General features: G+C 61.0%; 16 protein-coding genes. 10 read left to right on the forward strand and 6 right to left on the reverse strand.

All coding sequences use genetic code 11. The features are described 5' to 3' along the window. Positions 1-25 precede the first annotated feature (25 nt). The 4 genes from KTJ78_RS09770 (at position 26) to greA (ending at position 4565) form a co-directional block, all read left to right on the forward strand. On the forward strand, positions 26-1423 hold the full coding sequence (locus KTJ78_RS09770; RefSeq protein WP_217135171.1) for an aldehyde dehydrogenase family protein: 1398 nt from the start codon (positions 26-28) through the stop codon (positions 1421-1423). Between the two features lie 82 nt (positions 1424-1505). Next, complete coding sequence (locus KTJ78_RS09775) at positions 1506-2747, forward strand: AI-2E family transporter (protein WP_369808061.1); 1242 nt, start codon at positions 1506-1508, stop codon at positions 2745-2747. Beyond that, positions 2744-3982: a threonine ammonia-lyase gene (gene ilvA / locus KTJ78_RS09780; protein ID WP_217135173.1), complete on the forward strand. Its 1239-nt coding sequence runs from the start codon at positions 2744-2746 to the stop codon at positions 3980-3982. Before KTJ78_RS09775 ends, ilvA begins: the two co-directional genes overlap by 4 nt. A 91-nt stretch (positions 3983-4073) precedes the next feature. Then, on the forward strand, positions 4074-4565 hold the full coding sequence (gene greA, locus KTJ78_RS09785; RefSeq protein WP_217135175.1) for a transcription elongation factor GreA: 492 nt from the start codon (positions 4074-4076) through the stop codon (positions 4563-4565). Positions 4566-4682: 117 nt separating this feature from the next. Here greA and KTJ78_RS09790 read toward each other — a convergent pair whose 3' ends face one another. Continuing rightward, entirely contained in the window at positions 4683-5105 is a 423-nt protein-coding gene (locus KTJ78_RS09790; RefSeq protein ID WP_217135177.1) for a DUF4307 domain-containing protein, read from the reverse strand. Positions 5106-5193: 88 nt separating this feature from the next. Here KTJ78_RS09790 and mca point away from each other — a divergent pair, with 88 nt between their 5' ends. Beyond that, complete coding sequence (gene mca, locus KTJ78_RS09795; protein ID WP_217135179.1) at positions 5194-6066, forward strand: mycothiol conjugate amidase Mca; 873 nt, start codon at positions 5194-5196, stop codon at positions 6064-6066. A 28-nt stretch (positions 6067-6094) separates the two neighbouring features. After that, a complete protein-coding gene (locus tag KTJ78_RS09800; RefSeq protein WP_217135181.1) occupies positions 6095-6409 on the forward strand; it encodes a hypothetical protein in 315 nt (104 codons plus the stop codon). A 25-nt stretch (positions 6410-6434) separates the two neighbouring features. On the opposite strand, the gene trhA is transcribed toward KTJ78_RS09800, so the two are convergent. Beyond that, a complete protein-coding gene (gene trhA / locus KTJ78_RS09805; protein ID WP_217135183.1) occupies positions 6435-7121 on the reverse strand; it encodes a PAQR family membrane homeostasis protein TrhA in 687 nt (228 codons plus the stop codon). Positions 7122-7226: 105 nt separating this feature from the next. Here trhA and KTJ78_RS09810 point away from each other — a divergent pair, with 105 nt between their 5' ends. Continuing rightward, positions 7227-8015, forward strand: a complete 789-nt coding sequence (locus KTJ78_RS09810; protein ID WP_217135185.1) for an isoprenyl transferase — start codon at positions 7227-7229, stop codon at positions 8013-8015. Between the two features lie 213 nt (positions 8016-8228). Then, positions 8229-9557 (forward strand): RNA 5'-3' helicase PhoH2, encoded by a 1329-nt coding sequence (gene phoH2, locus KTJ78_RS09815; RefSeq protein ID WP_369808064.1) that lies wholly within the window; start codon positions 8229-8231, stop codon positions 9555-9557. Here phoH2 and erm read toward each other — a convergent pair. After that, positions 9554-10321 (reverse strand): 23S ribosomal RNA methyltransferase Erm, encoded by a 768-nt coding sequence (gene erm, locus KTJ78_RS09820; protein WP_217135191.1) that lies wholly within the window; start codon positions 10319-10321, stop codon positions 9554-9556. The genes phoH2 and erm overlap by 4 nt on opposite strands. 305 nt (positions 10322-10626) lie before the next feature. Here erm and KTJ78_RS13970 point away from each other — a divergent pair, with 305 nt between their 5' ends. After that, on the forward strand, positions 10627-11790 hold the full coding sequence (locus KTJ78_RS13970; protein WP_217135193.1) for an acyl-CoA dehydrogenase family protein: 1164 nt from the start codon (positions 10627-10629) through the stop codon (positions 11788-11790). 68 nt (positions 11791-11858) lie between these two features. Here the strand turns inward: KTJ78_RS13970 and KTJ78_RS09830 are convergent, their stop codons facing one another. Together KTJ78_RS09830 and KTJ78_RS09835 are read right to left on the reverse strand one after the other, a co-directional pair. After that, the gene (locus KTJ78_RS09830; protein ID WP_217135195.1) at positions 11859-13301 is read right to left on the reverse strand and encodes an MFS transporter; all 1443 of its coding nucleotides are present in this window, start codon (positions 13299-13301) and stop codon (positions 11859-11861) included. Positions 13302-13340: 39 nt separating this feature from the next. Further along, a complete protein-coding gene (locus KTJ78_RS09835; protein ID WP_217135197.1) occupies positions 13341-14636 on the reverse strand; it encodes an amidohydrolase family protein in 1296 nt (431 codons plus the stop codon). Between the two features lie 108 nt (positions 14637-14744). Between KTJ78_RS09835 and KTJ78_RS09840 the strand changes: the two genes are divergently transcribed. Then, entirely contained in the window at positions 14745-15800 is a 1056-nt protein-coding gene (locus KTJ78_RS09840; protein ID WP_217135199.1) for an AsnC family transcriptional regulator, read from the forward strand. Between the two features lie 70 nt (positions 15801-15870). Here the strand turns inward: KTJ78_RS09840 and KTJ78_RS09845 are convergent, their stop codons facing one another. Next, positions 15871-17274, reverse strand: a complete 1404-nt coding sequence (locus KTJ78_RS09845) for a class II fumarate hydratase (protein WP_217135201.1) — start codon at positions 17272-17274, stop codon at positions 15871-15873. Positions 17275-17276: the final 2 nt, after the last annotated feature.

Below are 17276 nucleotides of genomic sequence, written 5' to 3' on the forward strand. Positions count from 1 at the left end.
AAGGCTTCTCGCGTAGGCTTGGGCCATGAACGATCAGCGCCCGATCCAAGTACACGTCAACGCTCTGCGAAACACGTTTCGTGACGGAGTGACACGGCCGCTGTCGTGGCGCGAGGGGCAGCTTCGAGCGTTAGATCGAATGCTTGTCGAGTGCGAGGCCGAGATCGAGCAGGCGCTCTTCGCCGATCTCGGGAAGTCGCCGGTTGAATCGCAGGTCGCCGAAATCGGGTTCTTGCGCACCGAGATTGCGTATGCGCTCAAACACCTGCGCTCGTGGGCGGCGTCGAGCCGAGTCTCTGTGCCAGCGGTGGTCATGCCAGCGACCGCGTGGATCACCCCAGAGCCTCTCGGCACGGTTCTCGTGATCGCGCCGTGGAATTACCCGCTCATGCTGGCCCTCTCGCCCGTCATTGGAGCGATCGCCGCGGGTAACTGCGTGGTCGTGAAACCGAGTGAGCTTGCACCGAACACCTCGAGTGTGATTGCAGAGCGACTCGTCACGTACCTTGACGTGCGGGCCGTGCGGGTCATCGAGGGTGGGGTTGAAGAGACGACCGAGCTGCTTGAGCACCGTTTCAATCACATCTTTTACACGGGCAACGGCAGGGTGGGGCGCATTATTGCGCGTGCTGCGGCCGAGCATCTCACGCCAACAACGCTCGAACTGGGCGGCAAATCGCCCCTGTACATCGATGAGAGCGTGCCGCTGGCCGCTGCCGCAAAGCGTATCGTCTGGGCGAAGTTTATGAACGCGGGCCAGACGTGCGTGGCTCCTGACTACGTACTCGGGTCACGAGAAACCTTGGCCGCGCTCGAGCCTCACCTCGCCCGGGCGGTCGAGCTCATGTACGGTACTGCGATCCACGATAATCCGGATTTCGGGAGAATCGTGAGCGAGCGGCACTGCGAGCGGCTCATCGACTTTCTCGGCGATGGCAGGGTAGTGACGGGCGGCTCGTACCGACTGAGTGACCGTTTCATTGCGCCCACCGTCCTTGCCGACGTGCCGCGCGATGCCCCGGTCATGCGCGAAGAGATTTTCGGCCCGATTCTGCCGCTGATCGAGGTGAGCGACCTCAGCGATGCCATTGACCTGGTGAACGAGGGCGACTCGCCCCTCAGCGCCTACGTGTTCAGCACCGACCCCGAGACGCGCAAGCGGTGGGAAACAGAGACCTCATCGGGGGCGCTCACCTTCGGCGCGCCAGTGCTGCACTTGACCGTTCCTGAGCTGCCCTTCGGTGGTGTTGGCGAGAGCGGCATGGGGGCGTACCACGGCAAGCGTTCATTCGACCTCATGAGTCACGCGAAGCCGGTGCTTTCGAAGCCGCTCAAGCCAGACACCCTCGGCCCCACGATCATGCCGCCCTTCACCGAAGCGAAAGAGCGCATCGTGCGCGATGTGCTCGGCAAGCTGCGGTGAATGTTTCGGGAAAGCCCGAGAATTTGCTTTCAGGTGGGTGGGCCATGCCTCTCTTGCAGAACCCCATCGCTAGACTGAAATCGTGAATGTATCGACTCCGCAACCCGAACGCGATGACGCATCTGAGTATGTTCCGCTCGGCATGCGTATCGCCGCTTCCTGGGCGTGGCGTCTCATTATCATCGGTCTCGCGGTAGGGGCGCTCCTCTGGCTCATCGTGCAGGTGCGCATCGTGGTGATCCCCCTGCTCGTCTCGGTGCTGCTCGCGGCCCTGCTGCGCCCAATGGTTAACTGGGTGATGAAGATCGGGCTCCCCAAGGGTGTCGGAGTGCTTGCGGCCCTGCTCACTCTGCTCTTCTCGGTCTCGTTTCTCGCCTATCTCGTGTTCACCCGCTTCCAGAGCGGGTTTGGAGGGCTCAAGTACGCGACCATTAAGGCGGTGAACCAGCTCTCGTCATGGCTTGAGAACGGTGCCTTCGGCATCAGTTTCTCGTCAGACAGCCTGCGTGACCTTTTCGACCAGGGCATGAAGCTGCTGAGCGTCGACAACATGGTGTTGTGGACGGGGGCGCTTGAAATTGGTACGAGCGTCGGGCAGTTCCTCATGGGCACACTCCTGTGTCTCTTCGCCACGCTCTTTTTGCTTATCGACGGCGAACGCATCTGGATGTGGGTGCTCGGCTTCCTGCCGGCACGCGCGCATGCTGGCGCACACGCAGCGGGCAAAGCAGGCTGGGAATCGACCGGCCAGTACGTGCGAGTACAGATCTTCGTGGCTTTTGTCGACGCGCTCGGCATCGGCATCGGCGCTGCGATTCTCGGCTTGCCTCTGGTCGTGCCTCTCTCGATTCTCGTGTTCCTCGCCTCGTTCATCCCCTTCCTCGGCGCAATCCTGACGGGCATGCTCGCGACCTTTGTCGCGCTCGTGTATGCGGGCCCCGGCATCGCGCTCATCATGTTGCTCATCGTCGTCTTGGTTAACCAGATCGAGGGCCACGTGCTGCAGCCGCTCGTGATGGGCAATGCGGTTCGTGTTCACCCTCTTGGTGTTGTCGTCGGTGTCACAACGGGTGCTCTTGTTGCGGGTATTCCTGGAGCCCTCTTCGCGGTGCCGATTATCGCCGCGCTGAACGCCATGGTGAACACACTCGTCGAGGGCAAGTGGCGAGGCGACCCAGACCCCGTGGCACTCTTTCACGCAGAGCACGCCGCAAAACAAGACCTCAAAGTGCAGACGAAGCTGCGCAACAAGGTTATGAAGCAGTTGCAAAAGAAGCCCAGGCCGAAACCAGAGCCTGTGGCCGAACCGAAGGAACAAGAATGACCGTGTGGAGCCCCACACTTGCAGAGTTCGAAGAAGCTCTTGAAGTAGTACACCAGGTAACCCAGCCGACGCCGCTCGAGTCGTCACGATACCTCGCTGAGGTGCTCGAGGTGCCGCGCGTCTTCATGAAGTGTGAGAACCTTCAGCGAACCGGGGCCTACAAGATTCGTGGCGCCTACAACAAGCTCTCGCAGCTTTCACCCGAGGAGCGATCCCGTGGTGTGGTCGCGGCCTCTGCCGGTAACCACGCGCAGGGTGTTGCTTTCGCCGCGCGTGAACTCGGTATCAAGGCCACGATTTTCACTCCGCTTGGCGTGGCCTTGCCGAAGCTGCAGGCCACGAGAAGCTACGGGGCCGATGTTGTGCTCCAGGGTACTGATGTCGAGGCAGCGCTCAAAGCGGCGAAGGAATTCTCAGAGACGACAGGCGCCCTCTTTATTCCTCCCTTTGACGACAAAGACATCATTACGGGGCAGGGCACAATCGCCCTCGAGGTGCTCGAAGTCGAGCCCGACATCGAAACGCTCATCGTGCCGATTGGCGGTGGCGGGCTCATCTCTGGCGTTGCTGCTGCCGCGAAGCAGTGGGCTGCCCGTGAGGGCAAGCCGATGCGTGTGATAGGGGTGCAGGCCGAGACGACGGCCGCTTTCCTCCCCGCGCTGAGCGCCGGCGAACCCGTCACGATCAAGGCAACCCCGACGATCGCCGATGGTATCGCTGTCGCACGGGCCGGCATGCTGAACTACGGTGTCGTGGCGCAGTACGTCGATGAGATCGTGACGGTGTCAGACGACGACATTGCGCGAGCCATTCTCATTTTGCTTGAGCGGGCGAAGATGGTCGTTGAGCCGGCCGGTGCCGCAGCCGTTGCCGCGATTCTCGCGGGCAAGGTGAAAGCCGTTGGCCAGACCGCGGTGGTGCTCTCTGGCGGCAACATCGACCCGATTCTGCTGCAGCGCGTCATCGGGCACGGCCTCGCCGCAGCCTCGCGGTACCAGAAGCTTCGCATTCTCCTGCCAGACCGCCCGGGCGAGCTCGTACGCACCGCGCAGATCGTTGCCGCAAACGACGCCAACGTTATCGAGGTGCTGCACACGCGGCACGGCACCGGGCTGCCCATTAGCGATGTCGAGCTTGAGCTGCACATCGAAACGCGCGGCCGTGAACACGGTGAGGCCGTCGTCGCGGCGCTCAGCGCCGACGGCTACGAGGTGCGCCTGGAAGACCGTTACTAGCATCAAGATCGTTATGAAGAGCACCTGATAATCTCGATAGGGTGTATACATTGCAGCGCGAATGCGCTGCTTCACGTCCGAAAGGAACACGATGTCGTCGACACCCAGCGCAAACTGGCTCACCCAAGAGTCATACAACCGACTTTCTGCTGAGCTCGAAAACCTCAAGACGAACGGGCGCAAAGAAATTGCGAAGCGCATCGAAGAGGCACGCGAAGAGGGCGACCTGAAAGAGAACGGCGGCTACCACGCTGCGAAAGATGAGCAGGGCATGATGGAGGCGCGCATTCGCGACCTCGAAGAGAAGCTCAAGAATGTTGAGGTTCGCGAGGCCCCTCAGAGCAAGGGCATCGTTGAGCTCGGCACCGTCATCACCGCCAATATCTTCGGCGACGAAGAGACCTTCTTGCTCGCGAACCGCGAGTTCGAGCAGGGCACCGGCGACCTCGACGTGTACAGCGGCGACAGCATGCTCGGCGCCGCTATTCTCGGCCTGAAAATAGGCGAGAAGACCTCGTATGTCGCGCCCAACGGAAAAGACATTCCCGTCGAGATTATCGCGGTCAACACCTACGAGGGTTAGGCCTGAGTCCCGGGGCGGGTGGCTCTCGCCGCTCCCTCGGGACTGCTCCCGCGCAGTACGCAGCGGCGTACATTGCGGCGGATCGCGCTGGCTACCAGCCCGCGCCCGCCAGAAAGCCTAGCGCTCGTCGTTCGGCTGGATCCAGCAGTCTTTCACGGTGATCGTCGTCGGGCGGTTGTGCGTGCGTACTTCTTGCACCATGATTCGGGTGCGCTCGTCAGAACGGGGCAGCTCAACGAGCTGCGAACCCACGACGGCGTAGCTCGGGTTGAGCGCCTCAACCTGGCACACGACCTCGTGCTGCACGGGCGCCGTGACCTCGAAGGTCAGCGAAGCTTTCGTGTCTGAGTCATCAAGGGTGTGAGCGATGTCTCGAAACTCGATTGACGTGTCGCTGGTTGGGAGCCCGCCGAAGGCGAGGAAAGCGATGCCGGCGAGAACGAGCACGCCGGCAAAGACACCGCCGATCCACAGATCAAGCCGCTTCTTGCGGGTCTTGCCGTACCGGTCTGACACCTGAGGAGGAGCGTTGTGAACCACAGGATCCTTTCCAAACAACCACATAGACTGTTGATGTTGCCAGGTTAGTCGACCAGGCGAAAAGAAAGATGAGAGGAGTCGTCGGCTCATGGCCTTGCGATTGATGGCGGTGCACGCTCACCCTGACGACGAGTCGAGCAAGGGAGCGGCAACCTACGCTCACTACCTGAACCAGGGCGCCGAGGTCATGGTGGTTAGCTGCACGGGCGGCGAACGCGGCGACATGCTCAATGAGCTTGCCGCGAGGCACCCGAAGAGCGGCTTTGATCTTGCCGGGCAGCGACGCGAAGAGATGGCCAACGCGACGCGCATCATCGGTTTTGAGCACCGCTGGCTCGGCTATGAAGACTCGGGCTACGTTCCCGAGGGCGACCCCGTGCCCCCTAATTCTTTTGGCAGCATACCCATCGACGTCTCGACGGAGCCACTGGTAGCGCTCATTCGCAAGTTTAAGCCGCACGTGATCGTGACCTACAACGAACGGGGCGGCTATCCCCACGCCGACCATATTCGGTGCCACGAGATCTCGTATCGGGCCTGGCAGGTCGCTGGTGACCCTACGGTGTACCCCGAAGCGGGCGAGGCTTGGCAACCGCTGAAGCTCTACTATGAAGAGATCTTTAACTTGAGCCGGGCCGAACGCGTACTCGAAGTCGTTCGCGAACGAGAGCCTGAGTCGGCGCTCGTCGAGATGCTCAACGGCTATGTCGAGCGAGTGAAAGATCGTCCGGTCTCGCACACCACGAGCGTAAACGTTGGTAGCTTTTTCGAAAGCCGCGATGAAGCCCTTCGCGCTCACGCGTCGCAGGTTGAGCCCGACCACCCATTTTTCTTCTGGCCAAACGACCTGCTGCGTGAGGCATGGCCATTCGAAGACTACCGGCTCGCTGAGAGCCGTGTTGAAACGCAGATGCCTGAAGACGACCTCTTCGCGGGCATCCAAGAATCGTCACATCATTAACAGGCCAAAGCCCTGAAAGGTATCTCGCATGTTTGCTGAACTCACTGCCCTCTCGATTCGCTTTGCTGACGAGTCGAGCGTGACCGACATCAACCCTGATGACGTGACACCGGGCATCGTTGGCTTTGCGTTTACGCTCGCCATTGCCGTCGCCGTGATTTTCATTGGCGTTGACATGTACCGCCGCATTCGCCGCATGCAGTACCGCGAAGAGGTGCGAGCAGAGATCGCCGACGAGCTCGCGAGCGAAGACGCCGGGGCGCAGGGGGCCACCGAGCAGGCAGGCTCCGGGGCCGAAGGTGACGCTCACAGCGCATCAGCAGAGGCGCCGAAAGCCGAGTAGGGCTCCTGCTGCCCGGGCCGGTTCGCTACCGCAGGTACACGGGCGAGAGTACCGAGAGCAGTGCCGCTGCCCAGTGACAGAAAAAGGCGAGCACCGTGAACGAGTGAAAGATCTCGTGAAAGCCGAAGTTCTTTGGTGACGGGTTGGGCCATTTAAAGGCGTACACGATCGCGCCGAGCGTGTAGAGCAGCCCGCCGATCACCACGAGAATCATCGCTGCAAAGCTGCCTTCTGCGATGTCCTTGAGGTAGAACACCGCCGCCCAGCCGAGGGCGATGTAGAGCGGTACGTAGATCCACCTGGGTGCGTTAAGCCAGAACATGCGAAACAGCACGCCGACGATAGCGCCACTCCAGACAGCGATGAGGAGCACCTTTGCCTTGTCGAGCGGTAGCGTGCCGAGCGCGAGTGGCGTGTAGGTGCCCGCGATGAGCAGGAAGATGTTGGCGTGGTCGAAACGCCGCATCATCGCGTAATTCTTGGGGCTCCAGTTCACACGGTGATAGAGCGCAGAAACGCCGAAGAGCAGCAGACTCGTTGCGAAATAGACAGCTGCGCCCCACTTCGCAATGGGGCCTTTCGCGAGAACCACCAGCACGATCCCGCCCGCGAGGGCGATGGGAACCGTACCGAGGTGTAGCCAGCCCCGCAGTAGGGGCTTGATGACCGCGGGAACGGTGAATGAGTGCTTGTCTTGGGCAGCCTGCTTCATACCAAACAGTGTAGTGAGCGCACAGATTTGATGAGGAATATATGTAGGGTGTGCATGAGTGAGGTCGTGCGGGTGATACCGATGAATGACGGGTAATATAGGCATGTGAGAGGTGAAAAGCGACGAGCAGAGGCCAACGGTCTGCTGTACCGCATCTATGAGCAGCGCCTCAGACGTGAGATTGACCCCGAGCGGGTTCCCGGCCACATCGCCATGATCGTTGACGGTAACAGACGCTGGGCTAAGCAACGGCTTATGGAACGTGCCTCGTATGGACATCGCGCCGGTGCCAAGAAAGTGCCGGAGTTTCTCGGGTGGTGCGAAGAATTCGGCGTCAAAGTGGTGACGCTCTACTTACTCTCGGCCGATAATCTGTCGAATCGCGATGGCGGAGAACTTGATGATCTCTTTGACATCATCGCCGATCTTGCGGGCGAACTCGTTTCTCACGAAAACTGGCGCGTGCAGCACGTGGGCTCGACACAGGGCTTGCCTGAGAATCTGAAGGCTGCACTGCACCTCGCAGAAGAGACGAGTCGCGGCCGCGACGGCCTGCACATCAACCTCGCTGTCGGTTACGGTGGCCGTAGCGAGATCATCGAGGCTGTGCGCCAGGTGGTCGAGCGGCACAGGGCCGAGGGCGGCACGCTCGAATCGCTCGCCGAGGTGATTCGCCCCGAAACGATTGGTGAAAACCTCTGGACCAAGGGGCAGCCAGACCCCGACCTCATGATTCGTACCTCGGGCGAGCAACGACTCAGCGACTTCATGATCTGGCAGTCGGCGCACTCAGAGTTTTACTTCGTCGAGGCACTCTACCCAGACCTTCGTGAGGTCGATTTCTTGCGTGCCCTGCGCGACTACTCGAAACGTTCGCGCCGCTTCGGCGCTTAGCCGAGGTAGACGGTGGCTGAACGGCCCAAGAATTTCCTGTGACAATGCTCATGTTTGCGGCGTACGGAGGCGACGCGGCTTATCGTTAGAGCATCGAGTACGGTACTCGATCGAGGCGACCAGAGTCCCTCGAAACACTGGTCGTCTTGTATATCGGGTTTGAGACCCGGGGCAGGAGACACCGTCGTGAATACCGTTCACACTGCGGCAGATATCCAAGCAAACATCACCGACGCGGTTCGCCACCGAGCCGAGACTGAGGTACGTACCTATGTGCTCGACACCTCGGTCTTGCTCAGCGATCCAACCGCGCTGACAAAGTTTGCTGAGCACTCAATCGTGCTTCCCATCGTTGTCATCACCGAACTCGAGAAAAAGCGCCACGATCTCGAACTCGGATTTTTCGCGCGCCGCGCCCTGCGCACGCTCGACGATCTGAGGGCTGAACACGGCAGGCTCGATTTTCCCGTCGCGATTGGCGATGCTCCGGGAACCCTGCGCATCGAGCTCGTGCACGGAGACGAGACGGTGCTGCCGCAGGGCATGCGGCTCCAAGACAACGACTCGAAGATTCTCGCGGTTGCACTCGCCCTCGCCGCTGACGGGCAAGAGGTCACGGTGGTGTCGCAAGACTTGCCGATGAGGGTGAAGGCCTCGGCGCTCGGCCTCCATGCCGAAGAGTACCGACACAAGCGTGCCTCCAGCGGCGAGTACACGGGTGTCGCTGAACTCAGCGTCTCAGAGGAGGCGATGAACGACCTCTGGAGCGATGGGGCGCTGCCCGCAACGCAGGAGAGCGAGGCCTTCCTCGCAGGCACGGGCGTGATCGTGCAGTCGCCCCGAGGCTCGGCGCTCGGGCGCGTGCAAGCTGACCACTCGCTCACGCTCGTACGGGGCGACCGGGAGGTCTTTGGGGTCACCGGTCGAAGCGCTGAGCAACGTCTCGCGATTGACCTCCTGCTCGACGATTCGAAGGGTATCGTCTCACTCGGCGGTCGTGCGGGCACGGGCAAGTCGGCGCTCGCGCTCGCCGCGGGGCTCGAAGCGGTGCTCGAGCGTCAAGAGCAGCGCAAGATCTTGGTGTTCAGGCCCATCTATGCGGTGGGCGGCCAAGAACTTGGCTACCTGCCAGGTGATCACGACGACAAGATGGGTCCATGGAGCCAGGCAGTGTATGACACCCTCGGGTCAATCGTCTCGCCGAACGTGCGCGAAGAAATTGCCGAGCGCAACCTCATCGAGGTCCTGCCGCTCACCCACATTCGAGGTCGCTCGTTACACGATGCCTTCGTGATCGTCGACGAGGCGCAATCGCTCGAACTCGGTGTGCTCACGACGATGCTGACCCGTATCGGCCAGCAGTCAAAGGTCGTGCTCACCCACGATATTGCCCAGCGGGACAACCTCATGGTGGGCCGCCACGACAGCATCTCGGTCGTCATTGAGCGCCTCAAGGGACACAGCCTCTTCGGCCACGTCACCCTGCAGCGTTCAGAACGAAGCGCGATCGCGGCGCTCGTGAGTGAGCGGCTGGAGTTTTAACTCTCCCTTTTCACCTCGCGCCACAGTGAAGCCCACTGAGGTGCTGAGAGGTCTCGCGGGAGCGCTGAACGGGAGACTCCCGCGAGACCGACTACGTTGCGAGACGCTGCAGCGCTACACCGGAGGTACCGCTGCACGATACCGGTCAAGCCTTGGCCTCGTCCGGTAAACATTGCATGCGTGAAATCAGCATAGGCCTTTCGCTCGTGCTGGGGCACGAGTGGCTGCGCACGCCTTCGCATCACAAGAATGCCGCCGTCGACGCTGGGGCGCGGAGTGAAAGAGGTCGCAGCGACGCGACCGCTCAACGAAAACTCGAACCACGGCCAGGACTGGGCGGTCAGTAGGGTGCCCCCGCCTACGCCGGCCCGCTTGCGTGCTACCTCCCACTGGGTGAGGACGATTCCGTCGTTCCAAGAGCCAGTGGTGAGCAGTCGCCGTAAGAGTGGGGTGGTGAGGTGAAACGGAATGTTGCCCACAACGACCGGTTGATCGTAGCGTGTCGCGAGGGCATCAGCACGCACGACCGTGATGCCGGGAAGTGAAGCCGAAAGTGCTTTGGCTCGGTGCTCATCAAGTTCGATTGCTGTGAGTGGCCGATTGAGCGTTGCCAGGCTGCGGGTGAGCGCACCTCCGCCCGCTCCGATTTCGATGATTGAGCCTTCGGTTGCAGCAACGAGCGTTGTGAGGTGTTTGATGGTCGGGGTGTGGGTAAGGAAGTTTTGGCCGAGTTCGTGCCGGCCGCCGTGAAGAGAACGGTGCAAAATAGCGCTCCAGAGTACGTGAGGGGAGCGCCCCAAGAAGGTGATAACAAGCGTATGCTCAGTAAACCTGCCGAGGCGCATGGGTCTCGGAGGTGCGGATCGTTTATTCGCGAGTGCGCGAAAGCCCGCTTAGCGGTTACGTAAACGCACTGCGGCGCTGAACGAGCCGCACTGAGCGTTAATCAATGTCATCACGCGCAAACCATACCATCGCCTGCAGTGGGCTGGCAACGTTTGACGCTTTGATGCACCGTGGCTCTGTAAACATCGTGACCTCTTGAGTTCAGCGAAGTAGACTGCTGGGTGTGAGTGGAATCAACGAGCTTTTGCCAGACGACCTACTAACCGAGATCAGAAACCGTGCCCGCGGCTACGACGAGCGCAACGAATTCTGCATTGATGACCTGCTCGCGTTGAAAGCGACCGGGTATCTGAAGGCCGGCGTTCCGGCCGAACGCGGCGGCGGGGGGCTCAGTCTCTCGGAGCTTTCACTTGCTCAGCGACGCCTCGCCGGGGCATCGCCTGCCGCGGCGCTCGCCGTCAATATGCATCTTCTGTGGGGCGCGGTGGCCAAGTTTATGAGCGACCGTGGCGACAGCCGCCTTGACTGGGTCTTTGACGACATGGTCGCCGGCGAGATTTTCGCCTTCGGTATCTCTGAGGCTGGCAACGACTCTGTGCTTCTCGACTCGAGCAGTACGGCAACCGCTGACGGTGACGATTACCTCATCAACGGTATGAAAATCTTCACGACGCTCTCGCCGGTGTGGACGCGGCTTGGAATGCATGCCCGTACTGAGGGAGAAAACGGACGCATCGTGGTCGGCTTCATGAGGCGCGAGGCGCTCGAGGGCGGGCAGCCGCGCAGCCAGGACAACGGTGGCGAGGGCATCGAATACCCGCACGCCTGGAACACCCTCGGCATGCGTGCCACCCAGAGCTGGAACACCAAGCTGACCGACGCGCGACTACTGGGCGGCGACGTCGTCACGAGCTACGAGCCGTATGACATGCAAGACCTCATCATCAGCGCGGTCTCGTTGACCTTTGGCGTCTTGACCACTTCGGTGTACGCGGGCATTGGTGACCGCGCGCTGGAGATCGCCCGCGAGGCCGTCAACGAGCCCATGGGCGACGGTATCAAGCTCGACGATCCGCAGGTCGCACAGATGGTTTCTGAGGCGGTACTCGAGCACCGAGCTTCGGTCGACATGCTTGAGCTCATCGCGAGTGACATCGACGCCGAAGCGCCGCGCGACGACTGGTCGCTCGCGATCGCCGCCGTGAAAAATCGGGTCACCGATGAAGCGAGGGATGCGGTCGAGGCAGCGATCCGCACCCTTGGCGCTCGCGCCTTCAACGCTGACCACGAGCTTGCTCGCATGTACCGCGACGTTGTTGCCGGCATTTTCCACCCGCGCTCGGCTCGCTCGCTCGCGGCCGCGGTGCGCGCCTCACTCATCAGCTAATAACGAAAAACCCGGGTGAGATGCTCAGTGCTCATGCGCATCTCACCCGGGCGGTTTTTGGTGCCGGTTTACTCTTCGGGCACGCTGACGAAGGCGGTGACCGGGCGGCTCTTGCGGATCGTCGCGAGGCTGAGCAGCGCGAGAATTACCGCGACGAGACTCACAACCCAGATCGTTACGTAGCCCGTTCGTGACGATGCACCTACGCCCTCAAGCGTGAAGAATGCCAGAATCATGCCGAATGCGGCACTCGCGAGTGCTCCACCCAGCGTTTTCAACGAGTTGTAGATGCCCGTTGCGATGCCGGTCGAGTCTGCTGGTGATTCTTCTGCGATAAGTGCGGGCAGGGCCGCGAGTAGGAAGCCGCTGCCGAAACCGTTGACCATGATTGCGATCATGATGAGCATGAGCGAGCCGTTCAAGAAGATCAGCATGAGGTGCCCGCCAATCGCGAGTACGAGGCCCGTCGTGAGCACACCGAGCAAACCGATACGTTTTGCGAGCCTCGCAATGAGGAACGATGCAATGGTTGCCGGGGCGACCGAAGCGATCGTGACAATGGCAAGCTGTGACGGCGCGAAGCTGAAACCATAGCCGGCGACCTCGGGCTTTGCGCCCATGAACGTCATCAGGATCGTCTGTGAACCGAGCACCATCATGCCGAGCACAAACGAGATGAGGTACGCGGGCCACAGCTGCGGCTGGGTCACGATACGAATGTCGATTGCTGGTGCTTCGACGCGTTTCTCCCACCACACCCAGGCGGTGCCGATCGCCAGCGCTGCGACGATGAGCAGGATCGCGGTGAGTGTAAAGCCCTGACGGCTTGCCACCTGCAGGCCACCCATGATGAGCAGCATTGTCACGGCAAGTCCGATGAAACCGATCGTGTCAATCTTCGGGCGTGCGCGCTCGGTCGATTCAGGAACGGCGACAAACACGGCGATGACACAGAGAATGAGAATGACGACAGGAATGGCAAGAATCATCGTCATGCTCGACAGTCCGCCGGCTACTCCCGCCACGACCGAGCCGAGAATCGCTCCGACCGTGATGCTCGCGACGAGCATGCCGATCGCGCGTCGAGCTGAGGTCTGCGTGAGACGGCTGTGCACGATCGCAATTTCTAGCGGTAGCCAAACCGCCAAAGGACCGACGAGCACACGACCAACGAGTGCCAGCGGGTATGAAGGAGCCAGCGCGACGAGGAGTGAGCCGACGGCGACCGCGATGACGGCGATGCGCAGCATACGGCGGTGGCCAAAAATATCGCCGAGCTTTGAAAGCACCGGAACGCACACGCTCGCGGCCAGGGTTTGCACGGTAACGAACCAGGTGATCGAGGCATCGGTGATGCCCCAGTGCTCGGTGAGATTAGAGAAGAGCGGGGTGTAATACCCCTGCAAGAAGCCACTGCTCAATTCGACGAAAAGCAAGAAGCCGACGATCGCGGCGACTCCCTTCGTCTCTGGGGCAATCGAATGGGCCTCCGCCTTTGGACGCTCTGACATGTCGTGTCTTTCTGTGATGTGGGTTGGGGTGAAGAAACGCTAAGAGGCGAGCGCTGAGTGAGCGCGGGCAACAGGCATGGCATTATCGAGGTCTTTGACAACGCGGCCACCCTGAATGACGACCTTGATCTCGCTCGGTTCAGCCAGACGATCGATCTCGGCGAGTGGATCGACATCGGTGATGACGAGGTCGGCAAGCTTGCCTTGCTCGAGTGAACCGAGCGCATCGTCGACACGCATGAGCTTTGCCGCGTTCAAGGTGCCTGCTGTGATGGCATCGATAGGGGCCATGCCGAGTGACACCATGTGGCCGAGCTCGGTGAGATTAGTTCCGTGCGGGCACACGCCAGCATCGGTTCCGAGGGCGACCTTGACGCCTGCCTGAATGGCTTTTGCTACATGCTTACGAGCAATGTCTGACCACACGACTTTTTTCGCATAGAGGAAGGGCGGCACGAGTTTTGGGTCGGGAACGCGAAGCGCTGAGCTCAGCGTTGGTACGAGATAGGTGCCCTTTTCGATCATGAGAGCAATGCCCTCGTCATCGATTTCGTAGCCGTGCTCAACGCTCGCGACGCCGCCGTGGATCGCTTCGAGAATGCCTGCCGAACCCTGTGCGTGCGCGGTGACGGGTTGGCCCTGGCGACGGTTGCCTTCTTCGACGGCGATACCCACTTGGTGCGCAGGTACGCCGAGGTCGTGCGGGGTGTCTGACGGGCTTGAAACCCCTCCGGTGGTGCACACTTTGATGACATCGGCACCGGTGCGAATAAGCTCACGAACCGCTACACGCATCTCGTCATCGGTGTCGACGATGCGAAAGCCCTCGTCCATCGGAACCATCTGGTTGCCGTTGGCGAGGTGAAAATCGACGTGTCCGCCGGTGGGAGAGATGACCGAGATTGCGAGGTGAGCGCGGGGTCCGAGGAGCTTGCCCTTCGTGACGAGGTTCCGGAAACCAGGGGTGAGCCCGCCGAGGTCACGAATCGTCGTGACGCCGGCCATGAGCGTATCTCGCATGGTCTCTGCTGCCGCGTAGTGGCGCTCTTCGGCAAATTGTGCGGCCATGGTGGCAAAGCCGGTTTCGATGCCCATGCCCATGTGCACGTGAACGTCGAAGAAGCCGGGCATGATCGTTTTGCCGGTCAGATCGACCTCTGTTGCACCCTCGACCGCTGTGTCACGGCGTGGCCCGACATAGTCAATTTTGCCATCGATGATGACAACCTCACCGTTGGGCAGAGGCTCTTTTCCAGTGCCGTCGATAATTGTCGCGCCAACGATGCGAAGAGGCGTTTCGTTGGTCGGAACCTGTGGAATGCGTGCGGTTGTCATGATCAGGCCTTTCTGTTGTGACTCCAGGCAGGCTATCCTCGGCAATGGGAATGTGTGTGATCAGACAGTAAGCTTGCAAGAAAGTATCTTTAACAACGAGGCTGATGCATGAAAAGAGATATTGATTGGCTCGATCGTTCGATCGTGAGTGCGCTACAGATTTATCCGCGGGCGAGCTGGGCGCAGCTTTCACCGGTTTTGCAAACGTCAGAGAGCACCCTTTCGCGCCGCTGGGATCAGCTCATTGAAGATGGGGTGGTGTGGACAAGCTCGGGTATCTTGCCAGACCGCCCGTTGTTGCTTGGACAAGGCTGTTTTATCGAGATTCGCTGTGTGACAGGAACGAGGGAGTCAGTTATTCATGAGCTCTCGAAGCTGCCTAACGTGTTCAGCATTGCGATCTGCGCGGGCGCACACGACCTCGCGGTGATGGTCGCTGGCGAGTCAATGCTCGAGATGGATCGATACATTCACGAGCATGTGGTCACGATTGAGGGGGTCGAGCGGGCGCTGACAACCTATGTGAGCGGTGTTGCTGTTGAGGGTTCGGCCTTTCGGCTTGGTGACCTGACCGAGCAACAGTCGAGCAAGCTTGGTTCATTGGTGCCACCCAGGCGAAACATTTCGACTCAACCAACGCCTTCACAAATCGAGATCGCTCAGAGCCTTGCGGCCGACGTGCGTCGCCCGGCGGCAGAAGTTGCGCGTGAGACGGGGCTTTCACGTGCGCACGTGCAGCGGCAAATAGCGGTGTTGCAGTCGGCTCCTTGGTACATGTCGCGTATCGACTTTTCGGTCAATGATTTTGGTCTCACCGCGGTGTACTTTTGGGTGGAATGCAGTGCTGTGCACCTGCCCGACCTCATGCGTTTCGTGCGCCGTTCGCACGGTGTTCGGCTCGCCATGCCAGTGGTCTCTCGATCGAACGTGCTGCTCTCGGTTTGGCTGCCTGGCCTCGACCATATCTCGGTATTTGAGCAGGTGCTCGTGAAGTCGGTTCCTGCCGTGAACGTGCTCGACCGGTGGCCTCAGATCGTCGCCCGTAAGCGGTTGGGCGTTCTGCTTGATCAGCGGGGTCGACGCCGGTCAGCAGCGGGCGAAGTGCCTAACCCCATTGAGGAGCAGGGGAGCGCTCCTGCATTTTTCGGCGTACCGATGTTTTAATCGCTCAGAAAAAGACGAGGGGCGCGGATCATCGTGATCCGCGCCCCTCGAGCTTTCGTTGAACGGTGCGTTACTTCGCGACGCCCGGGTGGGTCATCGAGAGCAGGTCAAGCGCCTTGTCGAGCTCGGCCTCGGTGAGTTCGCCGCGCTCGACGTAGCCGAGTGCGATGGTTGCCTCGCGCACGGTGACGCCCTCGGCGACGGCGTGCTTTGCGATCTTCGCGCCAGCTTCGTAGCCGATGAGGCGGTTGAGCGGGGTCACGGTCGAGGGGCTCATGCCAGCGAGGGTTGCCATGCGCTCGATGTTTGCCTCGAGGCCAGCGATCGTCTTGTCGGCGAGTACGCGGGTTGCGTTCGAGAGCAGACGAATCGACTCGAGCAGCGCGGTGCCCATGACGGGAATCATGACGTTGAGCTCGAAGTTGCCGCGTGCGCCACCCCATGCGACGGTTGCGTCGTTACCGATGACGCGGGCGCAGACCATCATGACGGCCTCGGGAACAACGGGGTTCACCTTACCGGGCATGATCGACGAGCCGGGCTGCAGGTCGGGAATGTGAAGTTCGCCGAGACCGGTGTTCGGGCCTGAGCCCATCCAGCGAATGTCGTCGGTGAGCTTCGTGAGTGAAACGGCGATGGTGCGCAGTGCGCCCGATGCCTCGACGAGGCCGTCACGGTTTGACTGGGCTTCGAAGAGGTTGCGCGCCTGGGTGATGGGCAGGCCGCTCGAAGCGGCGATCTCGGCGATGACCTTCTCGGGGAACCCGATGGGGGTGTTGATGCCGGTGCCAACCGCGGTGCCGCCCTGCGGAACCTCGGCGACGCGGGGAAGAGCCGCGTCAATGCGCTCGATGCCGTAACGCATCTGGGTGGCGAAGCCGCTGAAAGCCTGGCCGAGGGTTACGGGGGTTGCATCCATGAGGTGGGTGCGGCCGGGCTTCACGGCCTCCTTCCACAGCTCTGCCTTGGCCTCGAGGGCCTCGGCGAGGTGCTCGAGTGAAGGCTTGAGCTGCTCGATGAGCGCGCCGGTCACTGCGATGTGTACCGAGGTGGGGAACACGTCGTTCGACGACTGTGAAGCGTTGACGTGGTCGTTCGGGTGAACGGGTGCGCCGAGGTGCTTCGTCGCGAGGGTTGAGAGAACCTCGTTCATGTTCATGTTTGACGAGGTGCCCGAGCCGGTCTGGTAGGTATCGACCGGGAACATGTCGTGGTGGTTGCCAGCGATGATCTCTTCTGCCGCCGCGACGATCGCGTCAGAGATCTCTTTCGAGATGATGCCGAGCTCAAGGTTGGCGATCGCTGCCGCACGCTTCACGCGAGCGAGTGCGACGATCTGGGCCGGTTCGAGGCCACGGCCCGAGATCGGGAAGTTCTCTACCGCACGCTGCGTCTGCGCTGCGTACAGCGCGTTCTTGGGCACGCGCACCTCGCCCATGGTGTCATGTTCAATACGGTATTCGGTATCAGTCACGG

The organism is Leucobacter chinensis (assembly GCF_019049105.1).
GTDB classification, from domain to species: domain Bacteria; phylum Actinomycetota; class Actinomycetes; order Actinomycetales; family Microbacteriaceae; genus Leucobacter_A; species Leucobacter_A chinensis.

Bases quoted from the DNA above. Each gene is read 5' to 3' on its own strand.
- greA (WP_217135175.1), top strand. From the start codon at position 4,074: ATGTCGTCGACACCCAGCGCAAACTGGCTCACCCAAGAGTCATACAAC.
- mca (WP_217135179.1), top strand. From the start codon at position 5,194: ATGGCCTTGCGATTGATGGCGGTGCACGCTCACCCTGACGACGAGTCG.
- KTJ78_RS09835 (WP_217135197.1), bottom strand. From the start codon at position 14,636: ATGACAACCGCACGCATTCCACAGGTTCCGACCAACGAAACGCCTCTT.
- trhA (WP_217135183.1), bottom strand. From the start codon at position 7,121: ATGAAGCAGGCTGCCCAAGACAAGCACTCATTCACCGTTCCCGCGGTC.
- KTJ78_RS09800 (WP_217135181.1), top strand. From the start codon at position 6,095: ATGTTTGCTGAACTCACTGCCCTCTCGATTCGCTTTGCTGACGAGTCG.
- KTJ78_RS09770 (WP_217135171.1), top strand. From the start codon at position 26: ATGAACGATCAGCGCCCGATCCAAGTACACGTCAACGCTCTGCGAAAC.
- KTJ78_RS09840 (WP_217135199.1), top strand. From the start codon at position 14,745: ATGAAAAGAGATATTGATTGGCTCGATCGTTCGATCGTGAGTGCGCTA.
- ilvA (WP_217135173.1), top strand. From the start codon at position 2,744: ATGACCGTGTGGAGCCCCACACTTGCAGAGTTCGAAGAAGCTCTTGAA.
- KTJ78_RS09830 (WP_217135195.1), bottom strand. From the start codon at position 13,301: ATGTCAGAGCGTCCAAAGGCGGAGGCCCATTCGATTGCCCCAGAGACG.